This is a genomic window from Kitasatospora sp. NPDC036993, from assembly GCF_055607525.1.
The window spans coordinates 55,140-75,065 of sequence record NZ_JBVJRP010000019.1 but is presented as its reverse complement, the minus strand read 5'-3'; the positions used below and the strand labels follow the sequence as shown (position 1 = coordinate 75,065).

Here is a 19,926-nt window from a genome sequence, read left to right as displayed (position 1 = left end):
ATGTCGGGTCCGAAGGGATCTGCCCGGCCTGCCGGACGGGGAGGGTCCGGCAGGCCGGGCAGCTCAGGCGAGGGCCCCGGCCAGCCACCGCTGCCAGGCGGCCTCGGCCCCGTCCGGAGCCCGGCCGAAGAGGTGGTGGAACATCAGCACCAGGCCGGAGCCGTGGTGGAAGGTGTAGAGCCCGTCGGCGGTGCGGACCCCGAAGCGCTCGTCGTCCGCCCACACCACCTCGCCGTCCAGCGGCGGCAGGCCCGACGGTCCGCCGTGGACCCGCGCGCTCACGGCGACCGGGAGCGGCAGCGCCAGGGCGCGGGCGAGGGCGGCCCGGACCTCGGGCCCCGGCCGGCCGGCCGACGGCGCGGCGGCGAAGACGGGGACGGCGGTGCGTCCGGGGAAGTGGGTGAGGTACTCGCGGAGCGTGTGGAGGTGGAAGGGCCAGCCGCGGCGCAGCGCGTCGTACTCGTCCTGCCAGTCGTCGCCGAGCAGGCCGCTGTGGACGACCCGGAGCACGGCGGCGGCGCCGTCCCGGCCCTCGATCAGGTACTCGAAGGCCATGAACCGGCCGTCCTCGCCGGTGGCCGTACGGGTGGCCAGGCGCTTCCCGGGCTCATAGGCGGTGACGACCGCCTCCTCGCGGTGACCCCCGGTCTCCATGGCGGCGGTGCCGCCCTCGCGCGGGTCCAGCTCGTTGCGGCCCATGAACCAGGAGTCGATCCCCGGACCGGTGGCGATCGCCTCCCAGACCTGTTCCGGGCTCGCCGGCAGGGAGGTCTTCAGCTCGATCTCGAACGGGTGGGTCATCGCGGGTTCTCCCGGTTCGGTGCGGTGCCGGTCTCCTCCGCCGCCGGGCCGGCAGGGTCGGTGAGGCCGGTGGGCCCCGTCCCAACCCCCGCGCCGGACTGCGCGCCGGGCGGGGCGGCGGGGATCTGGTGGAGCCCCACGACCACCCGGTGGCTGCGGCCCCCGGGGGCGGACTCGTCGTGGTAGCGGCTGACGAGGGTGGCCACGGACTGTGCCAGCTCCTCGGCGAAGGCGGCCCGGTCGGCGGCGGAGGCGAACCGCACCTGCGCGTCGATGCCGAAGGTGGCGACCCGCTGCCGGGCCCGGGAGGCCCCGGTCAGCAGGGTCCCGACCTCCTGCACCAGCCGGGAGCCGAGTGCCAGCAGCCAGCGGGCGGAGAGCTGGTCGGGGGAGCGGGCCGGGTCCGGGCTCACGGCGGCGAGGGCGCTGGGGGAGATCACGTACGAGGCCGCGGTGGCGCGGTACACCCGTTCGGTGACGTTGCCCTTGCGGCGCTCCTCGGCGAGTTCGACGAGGCCGTGCCGCTCCAGCTCCTTCAGGTGGTAGTTGACCTTCTGCCGGGGCAGCTCCAGCCGGGCGGCCAGCATGGCGGCCGAGCCGGGCTCGGTCAGGGCGGCGAGGAGGCGTGACCGCATCGGGTCCAGCGAAGCCTCGGCCGCGGCGGGTTCTTCGATCACGGCGACTTCCAGCACCGTTCCAGCATCCAGCCGACAAAAAAACTTGTCAAGGAAAAAATACTTGTCGGGAGCCTGAGGGTGAGAGTGCCGCCCGGCGGTCCACGCTCTCAGGAGGCGGCCCCGCGAGATGGTCCGCATCCATCCGATCGTCCAGCACGTCGGGCAGCCGCGCAGGGCGAGCAGCCCCACCGGCAGGAGGACGAGGCCCATGCGGGCCGCCCACGGAAGGCCACCTACGGAAGGCCACCTACGGAAGGCCGTCCACGGAAAGCCGCCCGCGGCGAACGAACGCCCCGTCACACCCGCCGGGCCCGCGGGCGGCGCGGTTCCACGAGAGCGGCCGGGTGCACGGCGCCGGTGCCGAAGCGCAGGCCGGCCCGGTCGATGACCGGCTCCAGCGTGCGGGCGTTCTCGATGAGCCGGTCGAAGGTCAGCTGCTCGGCCCCGCGGGCCGCCGCGGCCAGTTCGCCGACCCGCACCGTCACCGCCCGCACGCGTGCCCGTTGCAGTGCGAGTGCGGAGAGCAGCTCGTACAGCCCCCGTTGCAGGGCCGGGGTGTGGGCGGTCGGCTCGCCGAGGGTGCGTGAGCGGGTGCTGGTGGACCGGTCGGCGTAGGTGACCTGTAGTTCGACGCCGCGGGCGATCTGCCCGGCCGTCCGCAGCCGGGTTCCGAGGTCGGTGGCGGCGGACAGCAGGGCGCGCCGGAGCTCGGCCGGGTCGAGGACGTCGCGGTCGAAGCGGCGTGTGCTGGTGATGCCGGCGGGCGGTCCTGCCGGTGCGACGGTGCGCCGGTCGGTGCCGTGGGCGCGCTCGTGCAGGAGGCGCCCGGTGGAGGCGCCGACGACGCGCTGCACGGTGGCCAGGGGAAGGTCGGCGAGGCCGCCGACCGTCTCGATCCCGTACCGGGCCAGCTGGCGTTCCAGGGCGGGGCCGACACCGGGCAGGGCGCGCAGCGGGCGGCCGCGCAGGAACCGCTCCGACTCGGCCCGGTCGGCGGGCAGGACGTGGACGGTGCCGGGCGTGGCGGCGTCGGCGGCCAGGGTGGCGAGCATGCGGTTGGGCCCGATTCCGCCCGTGCTGGCCAGTCCGTAGCGGGCGGCGAGCCGGGTTTGCAGCCGGTCCGCGAGCTGTTCCGGTGCCAGCCCGAAGTAGCGTGTGGCGCCGGCCAGGTCCAGGAGCGCGCTGTCCGGGGGGAGTGCCTGGACGACGGGGGTGGTGTCGCCGAGCACCGTGAACAGTTCGCGGTAGGTATCGAAGCCGGCACGGTGGACGCGCAGGTGAAGAATCGTTCCCGCGCTGGTGTCGGTGGGAGTCAGCGGGTGCGTGGCCATCCGGCGGGTGGTCAGCGGGTGCGTGGTCATCCGGCGCTCCCCTGGCTGGCGTGCCACAGCCGGCCCGCGCCACGGCCGGGCCTCGGCCGGCCCCTCTCCACACCGTCCGCACCATCCGGGCCGTCCGCACCATCCGGGCCGGAGTGTGGTGCGGGATCGGTGGCGAGCAGGGCCCGGACGGCGGCGGTGCCACCGTCCTGGTGGGCGTCGGCGACCTCCTCCAGGTTCCAGGCGTGGCTGCCGATCACGGTGACGGACCTGCCACGGCGTGAGACGGTGCCGCGCGCGAGCAGCAGGAAGTGGTGGAAGAGCGGATAGGCGGCCTGCTCGTGGGTGTCGTCGAAGTAGGTCAGGTCGACCTGGCCGCCCTTGCCGCCGTCGTCCAGCGACACGAAGACGGTGCGGCGCCCGGAGCGCATCGGCGGGGTCTGGATGGCGACCTTCGCGCCGGCCACCAGTACGGTCGCGCCGGCCGGCTGCTCCCGCAGCAGATGGGAGGGGGTGACGCCGAGTTCGTCCAGCAGCGGGTGGAGCGGTTCCATGAGGTGCCGGGAGGCGTCCAGGCCGATCACCTCCAGTTCGGCCTCCAGTTCCTGGCCGGGCGTCATCGGCGGCAGTCCGCTCGTTCCCGCGGGCGGGGCGACGGGCGGGGCGAGGGTGAGCTGGCCCGGGCCGACGGCGGAGCGGTGGTGCCGGTGGAGTTCGTCGATCTGCAGGAGCAGGTCGCGGCGTCCGCTCCCGGGGGCGAGGGTGGCGAACGCGCCGATCCGGGCCAGCCGGTCGGCGACCGGCTGGCCGGGCCGGGCGCGGGCCCAGAAGTCGGCGAGGTCGTGGAAGGGCTGGCCCTCCTGGATGCGGGCGGCCTGGTCGGCGGTGATGCCGCGGACGTCGGCCAGCGAGACGCGCAGGCCGAGGCGGCCGTCCGCGAGCTGCTCGGTCCGGTAGCCGGTGGCCGAGTGCTGGACGTCCAGCGGCAGGATCGCCACGCCGCGCCGGCGGGCGTCGGCCAGCACGAGGCGCTTGGGGTACATGCCGGGGTCGTGTTCGAGCAGCCCGGCGTAGAACGGCGCCGGGTGGTGCGCCTTCAACCAGGCGCTCTGCAGGGTCGGCAGGGCGAACGCGGTCGCGTGGGCGCGGGCGAAGCCGTAGGCGCCCATGTTCTCCAGCATCCGCCACACCTGGTCGACCACCGCCGGCCGGTATCCGGCTTCGGCGGCGCGTTGCCGGTACCAGCGCTCCAGCTTCGACAGCCGCTCGGGCTTCGCCAGGGCGCGCCGGGCTTCCTCGCCCATCGCCAGGTCGGTGCGGGTCATGGTGGCGAACAGGCCGGCCACCTGCTCGTTGTAGATGACCACGCCGTAGGTGGAGCGCAGCCACGGCTCCAGGTCGGGGTGGGGGTAGCTGACGGGCTTCCTGCCGTGCCGGCCGAGGAGGAAGGGCCGGATCATGTCGGCCTGTACCGGGCCCGGCCGGAACAGCGAGATCTCCGCGACCAGGTCGGCGAAGGTCTCCGGCTGGAGGCGGCCCAACAGGTCCTTCTGGCCGGGGGATTCGAGCTGGAACACGCCCAGCGACTCGCCCTCGCGCAGCAGCTCGTAGGCGGCCGGGTCGTCGAGGGGCACCTGGGCGGGGTCGTCCAGGTCGATCCGCTCGCCGGTGGTCCGTTCGATCTCGCGGATCGCGTACGCCATGGACGACTGCATGCGCACGCCCAGCACGTCGAGCTTCAGGAGGCCGAGACCGTCGCCTTCGACGTCCTCCTTGTCGAACACCGTGGCGGGAAAGCCCTCGCCGGCGGTCGGCACGACGGGGGTGCGCCGCAGCAGGGTGGCGTCGGAGAGGATGACGCCGCACGGGTGCATGGCCGTGCCGCGGGGCAGTGCGTCGAGGCCTTCGACCAGGTCCCACAGCCTGTCGTACCGGCCCGCCACGGCGGCGACCTGCCGCAGCTCCGGCAGTTCCCGCAGCGCGGTGCGGGCCGAGCGGGCGGTGATGTGCGGGAACGCCTTGGCGAGCCGGCCGACCTCGTCCGGGGGCAGGCCGAGGGCCAGGCCGGCGTCGCGGATCGCCCACCGCACCCGGTAGGTCTCCGGCATCGACAGGGTGCACACCCGCTCGGTGCCGAACCGGTCCATGATCCGGCGGTAGACCTCCAGGCGGCGGGCGGACTCCACGTCGATGTCGATGTCCGGCAGGGAGCGGCGGCGCAGGTTGACGAACCGTTCCATCAGCAGCTCGTGGTCGAGCGGGTTGGCGAAGGAGACGCCGAGCAGGTGCACCACCAGGGAGCCCGCGCCGGAGCCGCGCGCCTGTACCCGGATGCCCATCTCCCGGACGTCGTCGACGATCCGCGCGACGGTGAGCGCGTACGAGGGCCAGCCGAGCGTGTTGAGCACCTGGAGTTCGGCCTCCAGGCGGGCCCGCATGGTGGGGGAGCGGTCGTATCCGTGGCGGACCATCGCCGCCTCGCACCGCTCGCGCAGCACCTGGGCGGACCGGCCGGGGGCGACGCCGATGACGTGCTCCTCGGGGAAGTGCACCCGGCCGATCCCGAGATCGGCGTACGGGTCGAGGCGGCACTCGGAGGCGGTGCGGGCGGTCGCGGCCAGCAGGTGCGCCGCCCCACCCCGCTCCTGCCCGGCCGCGCGGACGACCTCCTCGGCGAGGCCGGCCATCCCGGCGGCGTCCTTCAGGGACCGCTCCCCGTTGCAGACCCGGCCGGGTCGGATCGGGGTGAGCAGCCGGGCCGAATCCAGGACGTCGGCGATCGGAGCCCGGTCGCCGGTCGCGTAGCGCACGGCGTTGGTGAGGACCGCCGGCAGGTCCAGCTCGGCGGCGAGGCCCACGGTGCGGGCGGCCAGCCGCAGCGAGCCCGGGCCGGTGCCGGTGCGGCGGTGGTGCACGGCCTCCAGCCGCAGGTACGGCCCGAAGACGTCACGCCACGGTGCCAGCAGTTCGGTCGCCAGGTCCGTGCGGCCGTCGGCCAGCGCCCGCACCGGCTCGGACGCCGGACCGAGGAGTACGGTCAGGCCTTCTCTGTGCCGCCGGATCGCGCTCCAGGGCACGATCGGCTGCCCGCCGCCGGCCTGTTCCCTGGCGGCCCAGCCGGCGGTGACCAGCGCGCACAGGTTCGCCCAGCCCTGCCCGTCACGGGCCAGCAGCGTGACCCGGGGCGCCGAGTCGGCGACGAACGCCCCGCCCCGTGCGGGCGTGCGGCCTTTCGACGGCGCCGGCCGAGCGGACTGGAGGAGCGGGACGGCGAGGTCCGCCCCGAACAGCGGCCGGACCCCGGCCCCGGCGCAGGCCCGGGCGAACCGCACCGCCCCGGCCACCGTGTCCCGGTCGGTCAGTGCCAGCTCCCGCAGGCCCAGCTCCACCGCCCGTTCGACCAGCCGGCCCGGCAGTGAGGCGCCGTAGCGCACCGAGTACCCGGAGGCGACGTGCAGATGCGCGAACATCCGACATCACCTCCGGTTCCCTGCGCTCGGCCCCCTTCGTCGACACCCGGCTCCCCTTCCGATTTCTCCAGCGTAGACCGTATTCGATCGTTTGTTCGACAAGCTCGTCAAGCCGTTACCCCGGGTGGGCCGACCGTGCCGTACGGTGACGGGGCCTTGCGCCGGGCACCAGGACGGGCCGGCGCGTCGTGCCGCGGGCGGGGTGGCGGCGAGGAGGGAGCGTGCCGGCTACCGGTCCCCGCCGGCGAGCGCGGCCGCCAGGACGGGCCCGATCCGGGCCAGCGCCGCGGGGCGCATCATCCGCAGATGCGTGGTGGCGATCGCGTGGGTCGTGATGCGGCCGCCGATGTGCGGGCGCCACTCCTCGGCCAGTGCGTTCGGTCCGGCCGTGCACAGCAGCAGGTCGCCGCCGAACCGGCCGGGGGTGAAGCGCTCGCGCAGCCGGCCGGTGTGCCCGAGGGTGGCGGTGATCCGGGTGATCGTCTCCTCCGGCAGGCTGGCATCGCCGATCTCCTCCGCGAGTGCCTCCTCGCGCGTGGTGCCGGCCGGGTCCTCCGCCTGCGCGCCGTCGGTCTCCGCGGCCACCGGCGCCACGTCCAGAACGGCCAGCAGCGCCACCTCCTGTCCCTCCCGTTCGAGCCGGACCGCGATCTCGTGGGCGACCAGCCCGCCGAACGACCAGCCGAGCAACCGGTACGGTCCGCTCGGCTGCACCGTGCGGATGCGGCGCAGGTAGTCCGCCGCCAACTGCTCGACGGTCTGCGGCATGGCGCAGTCGCCGCTCAGGCTCGGTGCCTGAAGCCCGTACAGCGGCGTCTCCGGATCGAGGTGGTGCAGCAGGCCGGCGTAGGACCAGCTCATCCCGCTGGACGGATGGACGCAGAACAGCGGTGGCCGGCTGCCGTGCCCCCGCAGTTCGAGCAGGACGTCCCGGGCCCCGCCCTCGGTGCTGTGACCCGCGATCAGCCGCGCGAGCGCGGCCGGTGTCGGTGCCTCGAACAGGGCGCTGACTCCCAGCTCCACCCCCAGCGCGGTCCGCACCCGGTTCACCAGACCCGTCGCCACCAGCGAGTGCCCGCCGAGGTCGAAGAACCCGTCGTCCGGGCCGACTTCGTCGATGCCGAGCACGTCGGCGAACACCGTGCACAGCACCGCCTCCACCGGCGAGCGAGGACGGCCGGCCGACACGTCGAACACCGGCGCGGGAAGCGCCCGCCGGTCGACCTTGCCGGTGGGCGACGACGGGAACTCCGCGGAGACCATGACCACCGCCGGCACCATGTGGGCGGGGAGCTGCTGGGAGGCGAACTCCCTTGCGGCCGCGCCCAACCGCGACGGGTCCACCGGACCGGCGGGCCTGCCCGGCGTGACGTGCCCGACCAGGCACCGCTCGCCCCGGCCGTCGGTGCCGGCGACGACCACCGCGTCCGCCACGCCGGGGCACCGGGCCAGCACCGACTCGACCTCGCCCAGCTCGATCCGGAACCCCCGGATCTTCACCTGGTCGTCCATCCGCCCCGAGTACTCCAGCCCCCAGCGCCCCCAGCGCACGAGGTCGCCGGTCCGGTACAGGCGCTCGCCGGCACCGCCGAACGGATCCGGCACGAACCGGTCGGCCGTCAGCCCTCCGCGGCCCCAGTAGCCCCATCCCACGCCCGTGCCGCCCACGTACAACTCGCCCACCACACCGGGCGGTACCAGGTTCAGCCCGTCGTCCAGGACGTAGCAGCGAACGCCGGGGAGCGGCCGGCCGACCAGACCGGTCACGGCCGTCCGGTCGTGGCCGAGGGCGGCGTGGGTGACGTGCACGGTGGTCTCGGTGATGCCGTACATGTTCACCAGCTCGGGTTTGCCCGGACTGTGCCGCCCGTACCACTCCTCCAGTCTCGCCAGGTCGAGCGCCTCGCCGCCGAAGACCAGGTAGCGCAGGGCCAGCCGGCCCGAGGTGGCCGGGTCCTCGGCATCGGCCCGCGCCAGCTCGTAGAACGCCGACGGGGTCTGGTTGAGGACGGTGACCCGCTGGTCGGCGAGCAGCCGCAGGAAGTCCGGCGCGGACCGGGCGGTGTCGACCGGGACCACCACCAGCGTGCCACCGTGGAGGAGCGCGCCCCACAGCTCCCAGACCGAGAAGTCGAACGCGTAGGAGTGGAACAGCGTCCAGACGTCCTCGGGCCCGAAGTCGAACAGGTCGCGGGCGGCGGCGAACAGCGCCATCACGCCGGCGTGCGGGACGACGACGCCCTTCGGCCGTCCCGTCGACCCGGAGGTGTAGATCATGTAGGCGGCGTCGCCGGGATCCCGCACGACCGGCGGAGCGCCGTCGGGGGCCTGCGCCAGCCGGGCCGCCACGGCCGGATCGTCCAGCAGGAGCACGGGGCCGTCCCCGGGCCGCGGCACCCCGGACGTGCCGACGACCACGACCGGGCCCGCGTCCCGCACCGTCCACGCGACGCGTTCCCCGGGATAGCCCGGATCCAGCGGCAGGTAGGCGGCGCCGGTCTTCAGCACGGCGAGCAGCGCCACCGGCAGGTCCTGGGACCTCGGCAGGCACACCCCGACGAACGCGCCGGGGCGGGCACCGGCCCCTGCCAGCAGGCGGGCCAGCCGGTTCGCCCGGCTGTCGAGCTCCCGGTAGGACAGCGACAGTTCACCGCACACCACCGCGACGGCGTCCGGTCGTCGGCGCGCCTGCTCCTCGAACAGGTCGATCAGGTTCGCGGTCACCATCGAAGACCTTCCCTTTCCCTCGGCGCCGGATCGGAAGAAGCACTGAGCCGGACCCAGGTGGCCTCCGCCCGGCCGAACTCGGTGCCGTCCGGACCGAACAGCGCGCTGGCCACCCGCGCGGTCCGTCCGACGGTCGCGAGGCGCCGGGCCACGACGACCGCGGGCTCGCCGGGCGGAGGGACCGCGTGGACGCGCGCGGACATCCTGCCGAGCACGTAGGGAGAGCCGCTCTGGTCGAGGGTCCAGCCGCCGGGGCAGTCCAGCACGGCCCACACGGTGTCCGGGTCCCGGTCACCGGGGGTCCAGGTGCACGCGACGACATCCGGCAGGCCGTCCACACCCCCCGGGGTCAGACGCAACGCGGCCGGGTCGGTCCTGGCGGTTCCACACACCACGCACTCCGGGAACGGGTGCGCCGCCGCACCCGCGAAGGACCCGCCCGCCCGGTCCGCGGCGGTGGCGGTGACGAACGGCGCCACCGCCGGCCGGTCGTGCGCCGCGGCGGACACCGTCGCGACGAGCTCGTCCCCGTGCCAGACCAGCGCCCGCCCGCGGTGCGGGCGGACGGCCAGCTCGGTGTCGAGCGGCGGGGCCGCGTGCAACTGGACCACCGCGGCCGTCCCGACCACGCCGGCCGCGGTCCTGGCGAACATCCCGCACGCGTATCCGCCGTTCGCGCTGCCGGGTGGGCCGTTGTGGGTCCGGGGGATCCGGCAGGTCCGCACCTCAGTCATCCGAGGCCATTCCGTCGGCGAACTGCGCCAGCAGCGCGTCCGGGGCGTCCAGGAACGTGTGGTGCACGCCCGGCAGCACCACCCGGTGGACCTTCTCGGAGTACTGGTCCCACCCGCCCATGCGCTCGGGGGCGACCTCGTGGTCGGCCGACCAGCCGATCGTGGTGATCGCGGTGTCCAGCAGCACCGGCCCGGCCGGCCGGTAGGCCCTGTTGGCCTCGACGTCCGCCCGCAGCACCTCGGTGACGAGATCCAGGACGGAGTCGTCGAGCTCGCTGTCGCTCAGCGCGACCAGTTCCGCGCGGAGCTGCTCGTCGGTCATCGTCAGGTAGCTGCCGTAGGGGCCCTCGTGGGGCGCGACCTGGGAGGAGCAGAACAACCGCCGTGGCATCGGCAGCCCCTCGCGGTGCAGCACGACGGCGACCTGGAACGCGATCAGCGCGGAACTACAGTGCCCGAACAGCCCGAAGGGGCGGTCCATGGCGGGCAGCAGCGCCTCGACCAGGTCCTCCGCGAGCTGTTCGTAGGTCCCGAAGTGCGGTTCGCGCAGCCGGTTCTCCCGGCCGGGCAGCTGCACCGGGCAGAGGCCGGTACCGCCCGCGGCGTCCGGCCACCGGCCGAACATGGAGGCGCCCGCGCCCGAGTAGGGCAGGCAGAAGATCCGCGACGGGGTCTCCCCCGGCGGCCGGGGCAGCCACCTGCGCAGGGGAACAGCCGGTCCGTTCGTCATGGCCGTACTCCTCGTGCCGTCACCGGCAGGCTGGTGTATCCCGCGATGAAGTTCGACCGCAGCCGCACGGGTTCGCCGACGACCTCGATGCCGGTGAAGCCGGTCAGCAGCTCGTGGAACAGGACCCGCAGCGCGACCCGGGCGACGGTGTGCCCGACGCAGTAGTGCGGGCCGACGCCGAAGGCGATGTGCTTGTTGGGACGCCTGCGGACGTCGAACGTGTCGGGCCGCGCGAACACCGCCTCGTCGCGGTTGGCCGAGCCCAGCCAGGCGACGACCGCGTCGCCCGCGTGGACCGTGACGTCACGGATCCGCACGTCCCGCCTGGCGTAGCGCATGAAGTGCTGCGCGGGAGAGGACCAGCGCAACGCCTCCTCCACCCCGCTGACCAGCAGGTCCGGGTGCGCCGCCCAGTCGGCCAGCGCGTCGGTTCCGGCGAGTTCGAGCAGGGCGGCGCTCGGCGGCTGGGCGGTGGTCACGTTGGCACCGAGCAGCAGGCTGTAGCAGTTGGACACGATCTCGCTCGGCGCGAGCCCCTCCCCGTCGACGCGCATGCCCAGCATCACGCCGATCAGGTCGTCGCCGGGGGCGGCGGCGTGCCGCTCCGCGACCACGTCCTGGAAGTAGGCGAACAGCTCACGGTGCGCTCTGACGAGCGTCCTCTCCGGGCCGCCCGGGCCGGCGAAGACCGGGTCGTCCGGCGCGATGGACGCGCCCGTCAGCCTGGTCAGATCGGGCCAGTCCGACCGGGGGAGCCGCATCCACGAGCCGATGACCGCCATCGGCACGGCCGCCATCGCCGCGGCGAAGTCGAACACGCCGCCGTCCTTCATGGGGGCGAGCAACTCCCGGACCAGGGACCGGATGCGCGGCAGGTCGCGCTCCACCTCCCGGACCGACAGGGCGCGTTGCAACGGTTCCCGCATCCTCGCGTGCCGGGGCGGGTCGGTGACCGCCATCTGCCGGCCGCCGGCCGGGTCGCCCTTGCCGAGGAGGGTGAGCAGCGATCCCTGTTCGGAGGTGAACGTGCCGTGGTCGCGCAGCACGTGCTGCACGTCGTCGTACCGGGTCACGGACCAGAACCCGCCGTCGCCGACCGGATGCCAGCTGACCGGCGCCTCCCGTCGCAGGGTGCGCCAGACGGCGTGCACGTCCGTGGTGGCGAACGTCCCCGGCTCGAACAGGTCGACCGCCGGGGCGGCGTGCATCGGGCACCGGCCCGGCTCCACGGCGAGGGTCATCGCTGCGCCCCGCTCCGGATGGCGGTCTCCAGCTCCTCGCCGAGTTCGCGAAGGGTCGGCTGCAGGTAGAGGACGCGGGCCGGGAACGCGACACCGAACTCCGCCCGCACCGAGCCGAGCAGGTCCGAGGCGTTCAGCGAATGGCCGCCGAGGTCGAAGAAGTCGTCGTCGGCGCCGATCGGCTCCACGCCGAGCACGCGTGTCCACAGTTCGGCCAGGCGGTGCTCCACGTCGGTCCTCGGCGCGACGAACTCGTTCGGCACGTTGCGCGCCGTCAGGTCCGCCTCGGGCAGCGCGCCGCGGTCGATCTTCCCGTTGCCGGTCAGGGGCAGGGTTTCCCGCACCAGGACGGTCCACGGGACCATCGGCGCGGGCAGGACCGCGCGCAGCTGTTCGCGCAGCCGCTCGCCCCAGTGCGGCGCCGGATCGTCCTCCGGCACGACGTGGGCCACCAGCCGTTTCGTCCCGTCGGCGGCGGTCCGTACGACGACGGCGGTCCGGCTGACCCCAGGCAGGCGGTGCAGCGCGGCCTCGACCGCACCCGGCTCGACCCGGTGACCGAGGATCTTGACCTGGTCGTCGACCCGGCCGACGAACTCGCAGGCGCCGTCGGGCCGCAGCCGGACGAGGTCGCCGGTGCGGTACATCCTCGCCCCCGGCTCGGGCGCGAACGGGTCGGGGACGAACCGGTCGGCCGTGGCGCCCGGCCGGCCGAGGTAGCCGAGGGCGAGCCCGGCTCCCGACGCGTACAGCTCACCGCAGGCGCCCGCCTCGACCGGCCGCAGACCGGCGTCCAGCACCGCGATCCGGGTGCCGTTGACGGGTGTTCCGATCGGAACCGTGTCGAGGCCGTCCCCGGCGCCGGCGTCGGTCGTCCAGGTCGTGGTGAAGGTCGTGTTCTCGGTCGGACCGTACCCGTTGGTGAACGTGATGCCCGGATGCGCGGCGAGCAGACGCGCGACCGGACCGGGCTGGATCACGTCGCCGCCCGCGACGAGGTGACGCACGCCGGCGAACGCGCCGATGTCGTGCGCGGCCACCTCGTGGAACAGGCCGGCGGTCAGCCACAGCACCGTCACACCGTGCCCGCGCAGGGTCCGCGCCACCACGTCCGGGGTCATCCGGCCGGCCGGCGCCACCACGAGGTGGCAGCCGTGGGTCAGCGGTGCCCAGATCTCGAAGGTGGCGGCGTCGAACGCCAGGGGAGCCGCCTGGAGGAACACGTCGTCCCGGCGGACGGTCATCCAGTTCATGTCCGTGACCAGCCGGAGGACCGCGCGGTGCGGGACCATCACGCCCTTCGGCTGCCCGGTCGAGCCGGACGTGTAGCCGACGTAGGCGAGGTCGTCGGCGGTGGTGCTCGCCGGAGCGCCGGAGGACGGGCCCGCGGCCGACGGCGAGAGCGTGGTGAACCGGCCGGGAACGCACTCCCGCAGCCGGTCGTCGGCCACCACGACCTCCACGCCGGCGTTCGCCAGCAGGTCGCTCCGCCGCTGTGGCGGGTCGTCGGGGTCGATCCCGACGTAGGCGGCGCCGGCCCGCAGGATCGCCAGCAGCGCCGGGACCAGCTCGGTGGAGCGCCTCATCAGGACACCGACGACGTCGCCCCGCCGGACGCCGGCCGCGGTCAGCGCGTCGGACAGCCGGTCCGCCCGGCGGACGAGCTGGTCGTAGGTCAGGGTCTCGCCGTCGAACGTGACCGCGGGGGCCGAGGGATTCCGCACGGCCTGCCGGAGGACGCTTTCGTACAGCATTCTACTTTCCGTCCATTCGCCGGCGGACACTCAGCGGCCTCATGTCGGTCCACACGAGGTCGATGTGGTCCAGGCACTCCTGCCGGGGCCCGCGGAACCCCTCGACGGCCCACCCCGCCGGAACTTCGCGGCCGGCCAGGAGAATCGAGTACTGTTCCTCGCCGTTGAGCACGACGACGTAGTCGACGTCGTCGTCGATGTCCACCATGACCGACCTCCGCATTTCTTCGACAAGCGATGTGAACTGTTGTGGGACACCGTCCGATCGCACGTTTCCCTGCGATCGGACATCTCTATGTCCGCCCGACGCGAGTCGTCGTCACCACCACGACCGCGACCAGCGGTGCCAGTGCCGCCAGGAGCAGACCCGCCCCGGCGCCGAACCGCGTCACGAGCCAGCCGGCCGCCGGGCTGGCGAGCGCTATGCCCACGTAGCCGATGGCGGAGAAGTATCCGAACGCCTCCGCCAGCCGCGCCGGCGGAGCCTGTTCGGGGACCAGCAGGATGACCGCGCTGTCGCCCGGCGCGAAGGCCACTCCGGCGACCAGGAAACAGGCGACGGCGAGCCACAGCCAGGGTGCCGCGGCGGCGCCCGCCAGGACGGCGCCGTACACGGCGATCAGTGCGCACGCCACCGTGCGGGTCCGCGCCTTCCGCAACGGGTTCGTCGACGGCAACGCGGCGTAGACCGAACCACTGACCGCACTCGTGGCGAAGAGGCCGGCGAGCACCAGGCCGCCGTTCGTCGCGGCCGAGCCGTGGCTGGTCATCAGGGCCGGCAGCGACACGTCGAGCGCGCCGAGGTTGATCCCGATCCCCGCGTTGAGCACGAGCGGCGCCCACAGCGAAGCGAGCAACGCGCGCACCGAGGAGCGCTGTTGCGCCGGGCTGCCCGGTTCCCTCCTCGGCAGCGTCCAGCTGAGCAGGGCGCCCGCGGCCGTCACGGCGGCCACGACGCCGATGCAGGCCTGCGGTCCGACCGCGGCGGCGACCACGGCCGCCAGCGCCGGACCACCGATCCAGGCCACCTGCACCGCGACCGCGTCGACCGCGTACGCCCGGGAGAGCTGCGCGGAGGGGAGGAAGTGGGGCAGGACCGACCGGTAGGCCCCGCCCACCCCGGCGCCGGCGGACGCGGCCAGCACGACGAACACCAGCAGCAGCCACAGGGGAGCCCCCGCGGCCGCCGCGACCGACGTGGCGACGAGCCCGGCGGTCGCGGCGAGCAGCGACCACCCGAGGGCGCGGGGCAGCAGGGCCCGGTCCATCTGCCGGCCGCGCCACGGGGCGCACAGCGCGTAGGTCATCGCGCTCGCGCCGCTGAGCAGTCCACTGCCCACGAAGGACCCGGTCATCTCGTGCGCGGTGAGCACCAGCGCGACCGGAAGCGCGGTCTGCGGCAGTCTGGCCAGGGATGCCGCGGCCAGCCACCGCAACCAGATCGGATTGTGCCGCAGCGGCTTGGCCGGCGCGTTCACCGGTGGGCTGGCGGTGTCCTGCACGTGCTGTCTCCTCATCTCAGATGGGCATCGCGCCGCTGAGCAGCGCTTCGCGCTCGCTGGGCAGCAGCACGTCGGCGGTGTCGAGCCGGGCCGCCGGATCGGCCACCGCGGCACGCATCACCTGGACCAGCCGCTGGGTGAGTGCCACGACGGTCTCCTGGTCGAAGACGTCGTCGGCGAACTCGACCAGGCCGGCCATGCCTTCGGGGCTGCCGTCGGCGCCGCGCCGCTCGGTGAACGAGAACGACAGGTCGAACTTGGCCGTCTGTACGTCGATCTGACGCCTGGTCACCGCAACGCCGGGCAGGTCGAGCGCGGCCTCGCCAGCGCTCTGCAACGTGAGCGTCACCTGGAAGAGCGGGTTGTAGCTCAACGAGCGCGTCGGCTTGAGCGCCTCGACCAGCCGCTCGAACGGCACGTCCTGGTTGGCGTACGCGGCCAGGTTGGTCTCGCGCACCCGTGCCAGCAGGTCGCCGAACGTCGGGTTGCCACCGGTGTCGGTGCGCAGGACCAGGGTGTTGACGAAGAAGCCCACCAGGTCGTCGAGCGCGTCGTCGTTGCGGCCGGCGATCGGCGCACCGATCGGGATGTCGGTACCCGCGCCGATCCGGGTGAGCAGACCGGCCAGCGCCGTCTGCAGCGCCATGAACAGGCTGGCGCGTCCGGTGCCGGCGAACCGCGCGAGGCCGGCGTGCAGATCGGCGTCCAGCTCGAAGTGCACGGTCCCGCCGCGGTGGCCGCGCACGGCCGGGCGAGGCCGGTCCAGCGGCAGCTCCAGCGGCTCGGGCAGGCCGGCCAGCTGCCCGGTCCAGTACTCCACCTCGCTCGTGGCGGCCCCGCCGTCGGCGCCGAGGACCTCCCGCTGCCACAGCGCGTAGTCCGCGTACTGGACCGGCAGCGGCGTCCACCGCGGTGCGCTGCCCGCGCGCCGGGCCGCGTACGCGGTGGACAGGTCCCGCAGCAGCGGCCGCATCGACCAGTGGTCGGTGGCGATGTGGTGCAGGCAGATCAGCAGCACGTGCCGGCTGGGGCCGAGCCGGAAGAGCACCGCCCGCAGCGGCGGCGTGCCCGCGAGGTCGAACCGGCGGTCCACTTCGGACGTCATCGCGTCGGCGATCCCGGACTCCGAGGAGTCCACGGTGGTCAGCACCGGGCTCCCGGGGTCGAGGACGTGCTGCCACGGCTCGTCGCCGGACACCGGGAACGCGGTCCGCAGGCTTTCGTGCCTGGTCATCACGTCACCGATGGCCGCTCGCAGCGCGGTCGCGTCCAGCTCGCCGGTCAGCGAGAAGGCCGAGGGGAGGTGATAGGCGGAACCGTGCCCGGCCGACGTCTCCAGCTGCTCGACGAACCACAGCCGGCGCTGCGCGAAGGACAGCGGCACGCGCTCCGGGCGGCGCATGACCCTGGCGGGCGGCCTGTTCGGCGCCAGCTCGTCGATGGCGTTGGCGATGCCCGCGACGGTCTGCCGTTCGAAGATCACCCGCACCGGCAGGGCCACGCCCAGCACCGAACGCACCCGGCTCGCCAGCTTGGCGATCTGCAACGAGTGCCCGCCGAGCTGGAAGAAGTCGTCGTCGACCCCGACCTCGGCGATCTTCAGCACGTCGGCGACCAGCCGGCACAGCAGTTCCTCCTGCGGGGTGCGCGGGGCACGGCCGCCGGCCGTCCACTGCGGTGCCGGCAGTGCCGCCGCGTCCACCTTGCCGTTGGCGTTCACCGGCATCCGGTCCAGCACGACGAACGACGCCGGTACCATGAACGCGGGAAGGGCATCGGAGAGGTAGCGCCGCAACCGCGCCGGTACGAGCCGGGTGCCGTCCACCCCCACCGCGTACGCCACCAGCCGGACGTCCCCCGGCACCGGCTCGACGGCGGTCACGACCGCCTGCGCCACGTCGGGGTGTTCGAGCAGGGTCGCCTCGACCTCTCCCGGTTCGACCCGGTAGCCCCGGATCTTGACCTGGTGGTCGGCCCGGCCGGCGAAGACCAGGGTGCCGTCGCCGGTCCACCGGGCCAGGTCGCCCGTGCGGTACATCCGCGCACCGGTGCCCGCGAACGGATCGGGCAGGAACCGCTCCGCGGTGAGTCCTGGCCTGGCCAGGTAGCCGCGGGCGACGCCGTCACCGGCGACGAAGATCTCGCCGACCACTCCCGGCGGGACCGGTCGCGACTCCCCGTCCAGCAGGTAGACCCGCTGGTTCCACACCGGACGGCCGATCGGAACGGCCGTGGACCGTCCCTCGGCGGCCTCCCGGCCGGGCTGGGCGAGCATGCTCACGGCGTGCGTCTCGGTCGGACCGTAGTAGTTGAGCAGCCTGCGCTCCACGGGACCGCCCAGCAGCGTCCGCATGTCCTCGCTCAGCATCAGGGCCGATCCCGCCTGCGCGACGTCGGTGAGCGCGGGCAGGTCGAGGCCCTCGGCGACGGCGGCCGAGCAGATGCTGTCGATCATCAGGTTCGGCGCGATGACCATGGTCACCCGGTGCCGGTCCAGCCAGTGCACCAGCCGTACCGGATCGGTGCGCACGTCGGGTTCGGGAATCGCGACCGTGCCGCCGCTGATCAGGGCGGGCAGGGTCTCCTCCAGGGACACGTCGAACCCCACGCTCGCCAGGTGCGCGATGACGCCGTCGGCGCTCCCCGTGGCGCGGTCCGCCTGCCAGCACAGCATGTTGAGCAGACCGGCGGCGGGCATGACCACGCCCTTGGGCCGGCCGGTCGAGCCGGAGGTGTAGATCAGGTAGGCCGCGGCGGCGGGGTCGGAGGGGGGACGTTCGTCCCCGGTGAGCGCCGTCGCCGGGTGCCGCTCGATCCGCGCCGTGTCGTCGGGGGAGTCGACGACCAGGGCACCGGGCACCCGGTGGGCGTGCTCGCGGTGGGTCACCACGACCACCGGCGCGGCGTCCCCGACCATGAAACCGAGCCGCTCGTCGGGGTAGTCCGGATCCACCGGCAGGTAGACCGCCCCGGCCTTGACCGTGGCCAGCAGCGCGACCAGGAGGTCCACGGACCGGTCCAGCAGCACCGCGACGACGCGCTCCCGGCCGGCGCCCCGGCTGATCAGCTCCCTGGCCAGCCGGTTCGCCCTGGCGTGGAGCTCCGCGTACGTGACGCTCGCGGTGTCCGTGACGACGGCGACGGCCGACGGTGTCCGTGCGGCCTGGTCGTCGAGCAGGGTCACCAGGTCGGCGGCCGGAAGGGACCGGGCGGAGTCGTTCCACTCCGTCAGCACCCGGTGCCGGCCGGCCGCGGACAGCAGTTCGCCCCGCGAGACCGGCCGGTCCGGATCGGAGACGGCCTGCGCCAGCACCAGGCGGAAGTGCTCGGCCACGGCCTCGACGGTGCCCCGGTCGTACAGGTCGGCGGAGTACTCGACCACTCCGTCGATCCCGCACGGCGTGCCGTCGGCGGATCGCCGTTCCTCGACCGAGAAGAACAGTTCGAACCGGGACACCCCGATGTCGACGGGGTCGAACCGGGAGACGACGCCGGGCGCGTCGAGCGCGGGATCGACGTGCGTCTGCACCGCGAGCATCACCTGGAAGAGCGGGTTCAGGCCGAGCGAACGAACCGGGTTGAGCGCCTCGACCACGTGCTCGAACGGCACGTCCTGCGCGTCGAACGCGGCGAGATCGGTCGCCCGGACGCGCTCGACCAACTCACGGAAGGTCGGCTCGCCTGAGGTGTCGGTACGCAGCACCAGCGTGTTGACGAAGAATCCGACGAGGTCGTCGAGCGCCGCGTCCGTACGCCCGGCCGCGGGTGCGCCGATCGGCAGGTCGGTGCCCGCGCCGAGCCTGGTCAGCAGGGCGCCGAGGCCCGCGTGCAGGAGCATGAACAGCGTCGCCTGGTGCTCCCGGCCGAGATCGGTGAGCCGCCGGTGCAGGTCCGCGTCGAGACGGAAGGGCACGCGTCCGCCGCGGTAGCCGGCGGCGGCGGTGCGGGGGCGGTCGGCGGGCAGGGCGATCTGCGCGGGCAGGTCCTCGAGCGCCGTCAGCCAGTAGCCCAGCTGCCTGGCGAGCATCCCGTCGGTGTCGTCCTCGGCGAGTTCCCGCTGCCACTGGGCGTAGTCGGTGTACCGCACGGGCAGGTCCGGCCACGTCGGAGCCGCACCGGCCAGCCGGGCGCGGTAGGCGGCGGACAGGTCGTGCCGCAACGGCTCGAACGACCAGCCGTCGACCGCGATGTGGTGGAACGAGAGCAGGAGGACGTGCTCCCGCGGGCCGAGGACGAACAGGCACGCCCGCAGCGGCGCGTCGACGGTCAGGTCGAAGCCCTCGGCCGCGCGCCGCCGGACCGCCTCCGGCGCCTCGCCGGGCTCGACGTGGACCACCGGAAGGACGGTGGCCAGGCCGGGAACCTCCAGGACCTCCTGCCTCGGCGTGCCCGACTCGGCCGGGAAGACCGTCCGGAGGACTTCCTGCCGGGAGATCACGTCGCGCACCGCGTGGCGGAGGGCGTCGCGGTCCAGCTCGCCCGACAGCCACATCGCCACCGGGATGTTGTAGCCGGCCCCGCCACCGTCGACCTGGTTGAGGAACCAGAGCCGTTGCTGGGCGTACGACAGGGGGACCTGCGCGGGCCGTTGCCTCGGCTCGACGGGCGGACGTGTCGTCCGGTACGAGTCGAGCCTGCCCGTCAGACCGATCGGGGTCGGCGAGGCGAAGAAATCCCGCGCGGTGACGTCGACCCCGAAGGCGGCACGCAACCGGCCGAGAAGGCGGGAGGCCAGCAGCGACTGACCGCCCAGTTCGAAGAAGTCGTCGTCCGGAGCCACCGCGGGGAGGCCGAGGAGATCGGCGAACATCGACCGGACGAGATCGGTTCTCGGGTCCATTCCCGATCGCTCCCTCGTGGAGTCGTGATACACGGACATTGACGCCCCCTTGTGCGGTGCAACACGGTGCCGGCCGAATCCGGCGGCTGTTCATGCTTCTGACCGGTCGGACATTTCCTGGAAAGAGTCCG

At 73.9% G+C, this 19,926-nt stretch carries 12 protein-coding genes; all 12 read right to left on the bottom strand.

From position 1 onward, the window contains the following. Positions 1-63: 63 nt before the first annotated feature. On the bottom strand, positions 64-801 hold the full coding sequence (locus ACZ7C5_RS31665) for an SRPBCC family protein (RefSeq protein ID WP_470323997.1): 738 nt from the start codon (positions 799-801) through the stop codon (positions 64-66). Next, entirely contained in the window at positions 798-1,493 is a 696-nt protein-coding gene (locus tag ACZ7C5_RS31660) for an ArsR/SmtB family transcription factor (protein WP_470323996.1), read from the bottom strand. The genes ACZ7C5_RS31665 and ACZ7C5_RS31660 overlap by 4 nt, the downstream gene beginning before the upstream one ends. Positions 1,494-1,774: 281 nt before the next feature. After that, complete coding sequence (locus tag ACZ7C5_RS31655) at positions 1,775-2,839, bottom strand: DNA polymerase Y family protein (protein ID WP_401079620.1); 1,065 nt, start codon at positions 2,837-2,839, stop codon at positions 1,775-1,777. Beyond that, a complete protein-coding gene (locus tag ACZ7C5_RS31650) occupies positions 2,836-6,267 on the bottom strand; it encodes a DNA polymerase III subunit alpha (protein ID WP_470323995.1) in 3,432 nt (1,143 codons plus the stop codon). Before ACZ7C5_RS31650 ends, ACZ7C5_RS31655 begins: the two co-directional genes overlap by 4 nt. Positions 6,268-6,495: 228 nt before the next feature. After that, complete coding sequence (locus ACZ7C5_RS31645; RefSeq protein WP_470323994.1) at positions 6,496-8,994, bottom strand: amino acid adenylation domain-containing protein; 2,499 nt, start codon at positions 8,992-8,994, stop codon at positions 6,496-6,498. After that, the gene (locus tag ACZ7C5_RS31640) at positions 8,988-9,647 is read right to left on the bottom strand and encodes a hypothetical protein (protein ID WP_470323993.1); all 660 of its coding nucleotides are present in this window, start codon (positions 9,645-9,647) and stop codon (positions 8,988-8,990) included. Before ACZ7C5_RS31640 ends, ACZ7C5_RS31645 begins: the two co-directional genes overlap by 7 nt. Positions 9,648-9,720: 73 nt before the next feature. After that, entirely contained in the window at positions 9,721-10,458 is a 738-nt protein-coding gene (locus tag ACZ7C5_RS31635; RefSeq protein WP_401079629.1) for a thioesterase II family protein, read from the bottom strand. Then, a complete protein-coding gene (locus tag ACZ7C5_RS31630; protein WP_401079631.1) occupies positions 10,455-11,699 on the bottom strand; it encodes a cytochrome P450 in 1,245 nt (414 codons plus the stop codon). The genes ACZ7C5_RS31635 and ACZ7C5_RS31630 overlap by 4 nt, the downstream gene beginning before the upstream one ends. Beyond that, a complete protein-coding gene (locus ACZ7C5_RS31625) occupies positions 11,696-13,453 on the bottom strand; it encodes an amino acid adenylation domain-containing protein (protein WP_470323992.1) in 1,758 nt (585 codons plus the stop codon). The genes ACZ7C5_RS31630 and ACZ7C5_RS31625 overlap by 4 nt, the downstream gene beginning before the upstream one ends. 1 nt (position 13,454) lies before the next feature. After that, entirely contained in the window at positions 13,455-13,661 is a 207-nt protein-coding gene (locus ACZ7C5_RS31620) for an MbtH family protein (protein ID WP_470323991.1), read from the bottom strand. 85 nt (positions 13,662-13,746) lie between these two features. Then, on the bottom strand, positions 13,747-14,955 hold the full coding sequence (locus ACZ7C5_RS31615) for an MFS transporter (RefSeq protein WP_401079637.1): 1,209 nt from the start codon (positions 14,953-14,955) through the stop codon (positions 13,747-13,749). Between the two features lie 16 nt (positions 14,956-14,971). Next, complete coding sequence (locus ACZ7C5_RS31610; RefSeq protein WP_470323990.1) at positions 14,972-19,795, bottom strand: amino acid adenylation domain-containing protein; 4,824 nt, start codon at positions 19,793-19,795, stop codon at positions 14,972-14,974. Positions 19,796-19,926 lie beyond the last annotated feature (131 nt).

Excerpts from the sequence above, each read along its gene's own strand:
- ACZ7C5_RS31665 (WP_470323997.1), bottom strand. The coding sequence starts at position 801 with ATGACCCACCCGTTCGAGATCGAGCTGAAGACCTCCCTGCCGGCGAGC.
- ACZ7C5_RS31655 (WP_401079620.1), bottom strand. The coding sequence starts at position 2,839 with ATGACCACGCACCCGCTGACCACCCGCCGGATGGCCACGCACCCGCTG.
- ACZ7C5_RS31650 (WP_470323995.1), bottom strand. The coding sequence starts at position 6,267 with ATGTTCGCGCATCTGCACGTCGCCTCCGGGTACTCGGTGCGCTACGGC.
- ACZ7C5_RS31645 (WP_470323994.1), bottom strand. The coding sequence starts at position 8,994 with ATGGTGACCGCGAACCTGATCGACCTGTTCGAGGAGCAGGCGCGCCGA.
- ACZ7C5_RS31640 (WP_470323993.1), bottom strand. The coding sequence starts at position 9,647 with ATGTTCGCCAGGACCGCGGCCGGCGTGGTCGGGACGGCCGCGGTGGTC.
- ACZ7C5_RS31635 (WP_401079629.1), bottom strand. The coding sequence starts at position 10,458 with ATGACGAACGGACCGGCTGTTCCCCTGCGCAGGTGGCTGCCCCGGCCG.
- ACZ7C5_RS31630 (WP_401079631.1), bottom strand. The coding sequence starts at position 11,699 with ATGACCCTCGCCGTGGAGCCGGGCCGGTGCCCGATGCACGCCGCCCCG.
- ACZ7C5_RS31625 (WP_470323992.1), bottom strand. The coding sequence starts at position 13,453 with ATGCTGTACGAAAGCGTCCTCCGGCAGGCCGTGCGGAATCCCTCGGCC.
- ACZ7C5_RS31620 (WP_470323991.1), bottom strand. The coding sequence starts at position 13,661 with ATGGTGGACATCGACGACGACGTCGACTACGTCGTCGTGCTCAACGGC.
- ACZ7C5_RS31610 (WP_470323990.1), bottom strand. The coding sequence starts at position 19,795 with ATGGACCCGAGAACCGATCTCGTCCGGTCGATGTTCGCCGATCTCCTC.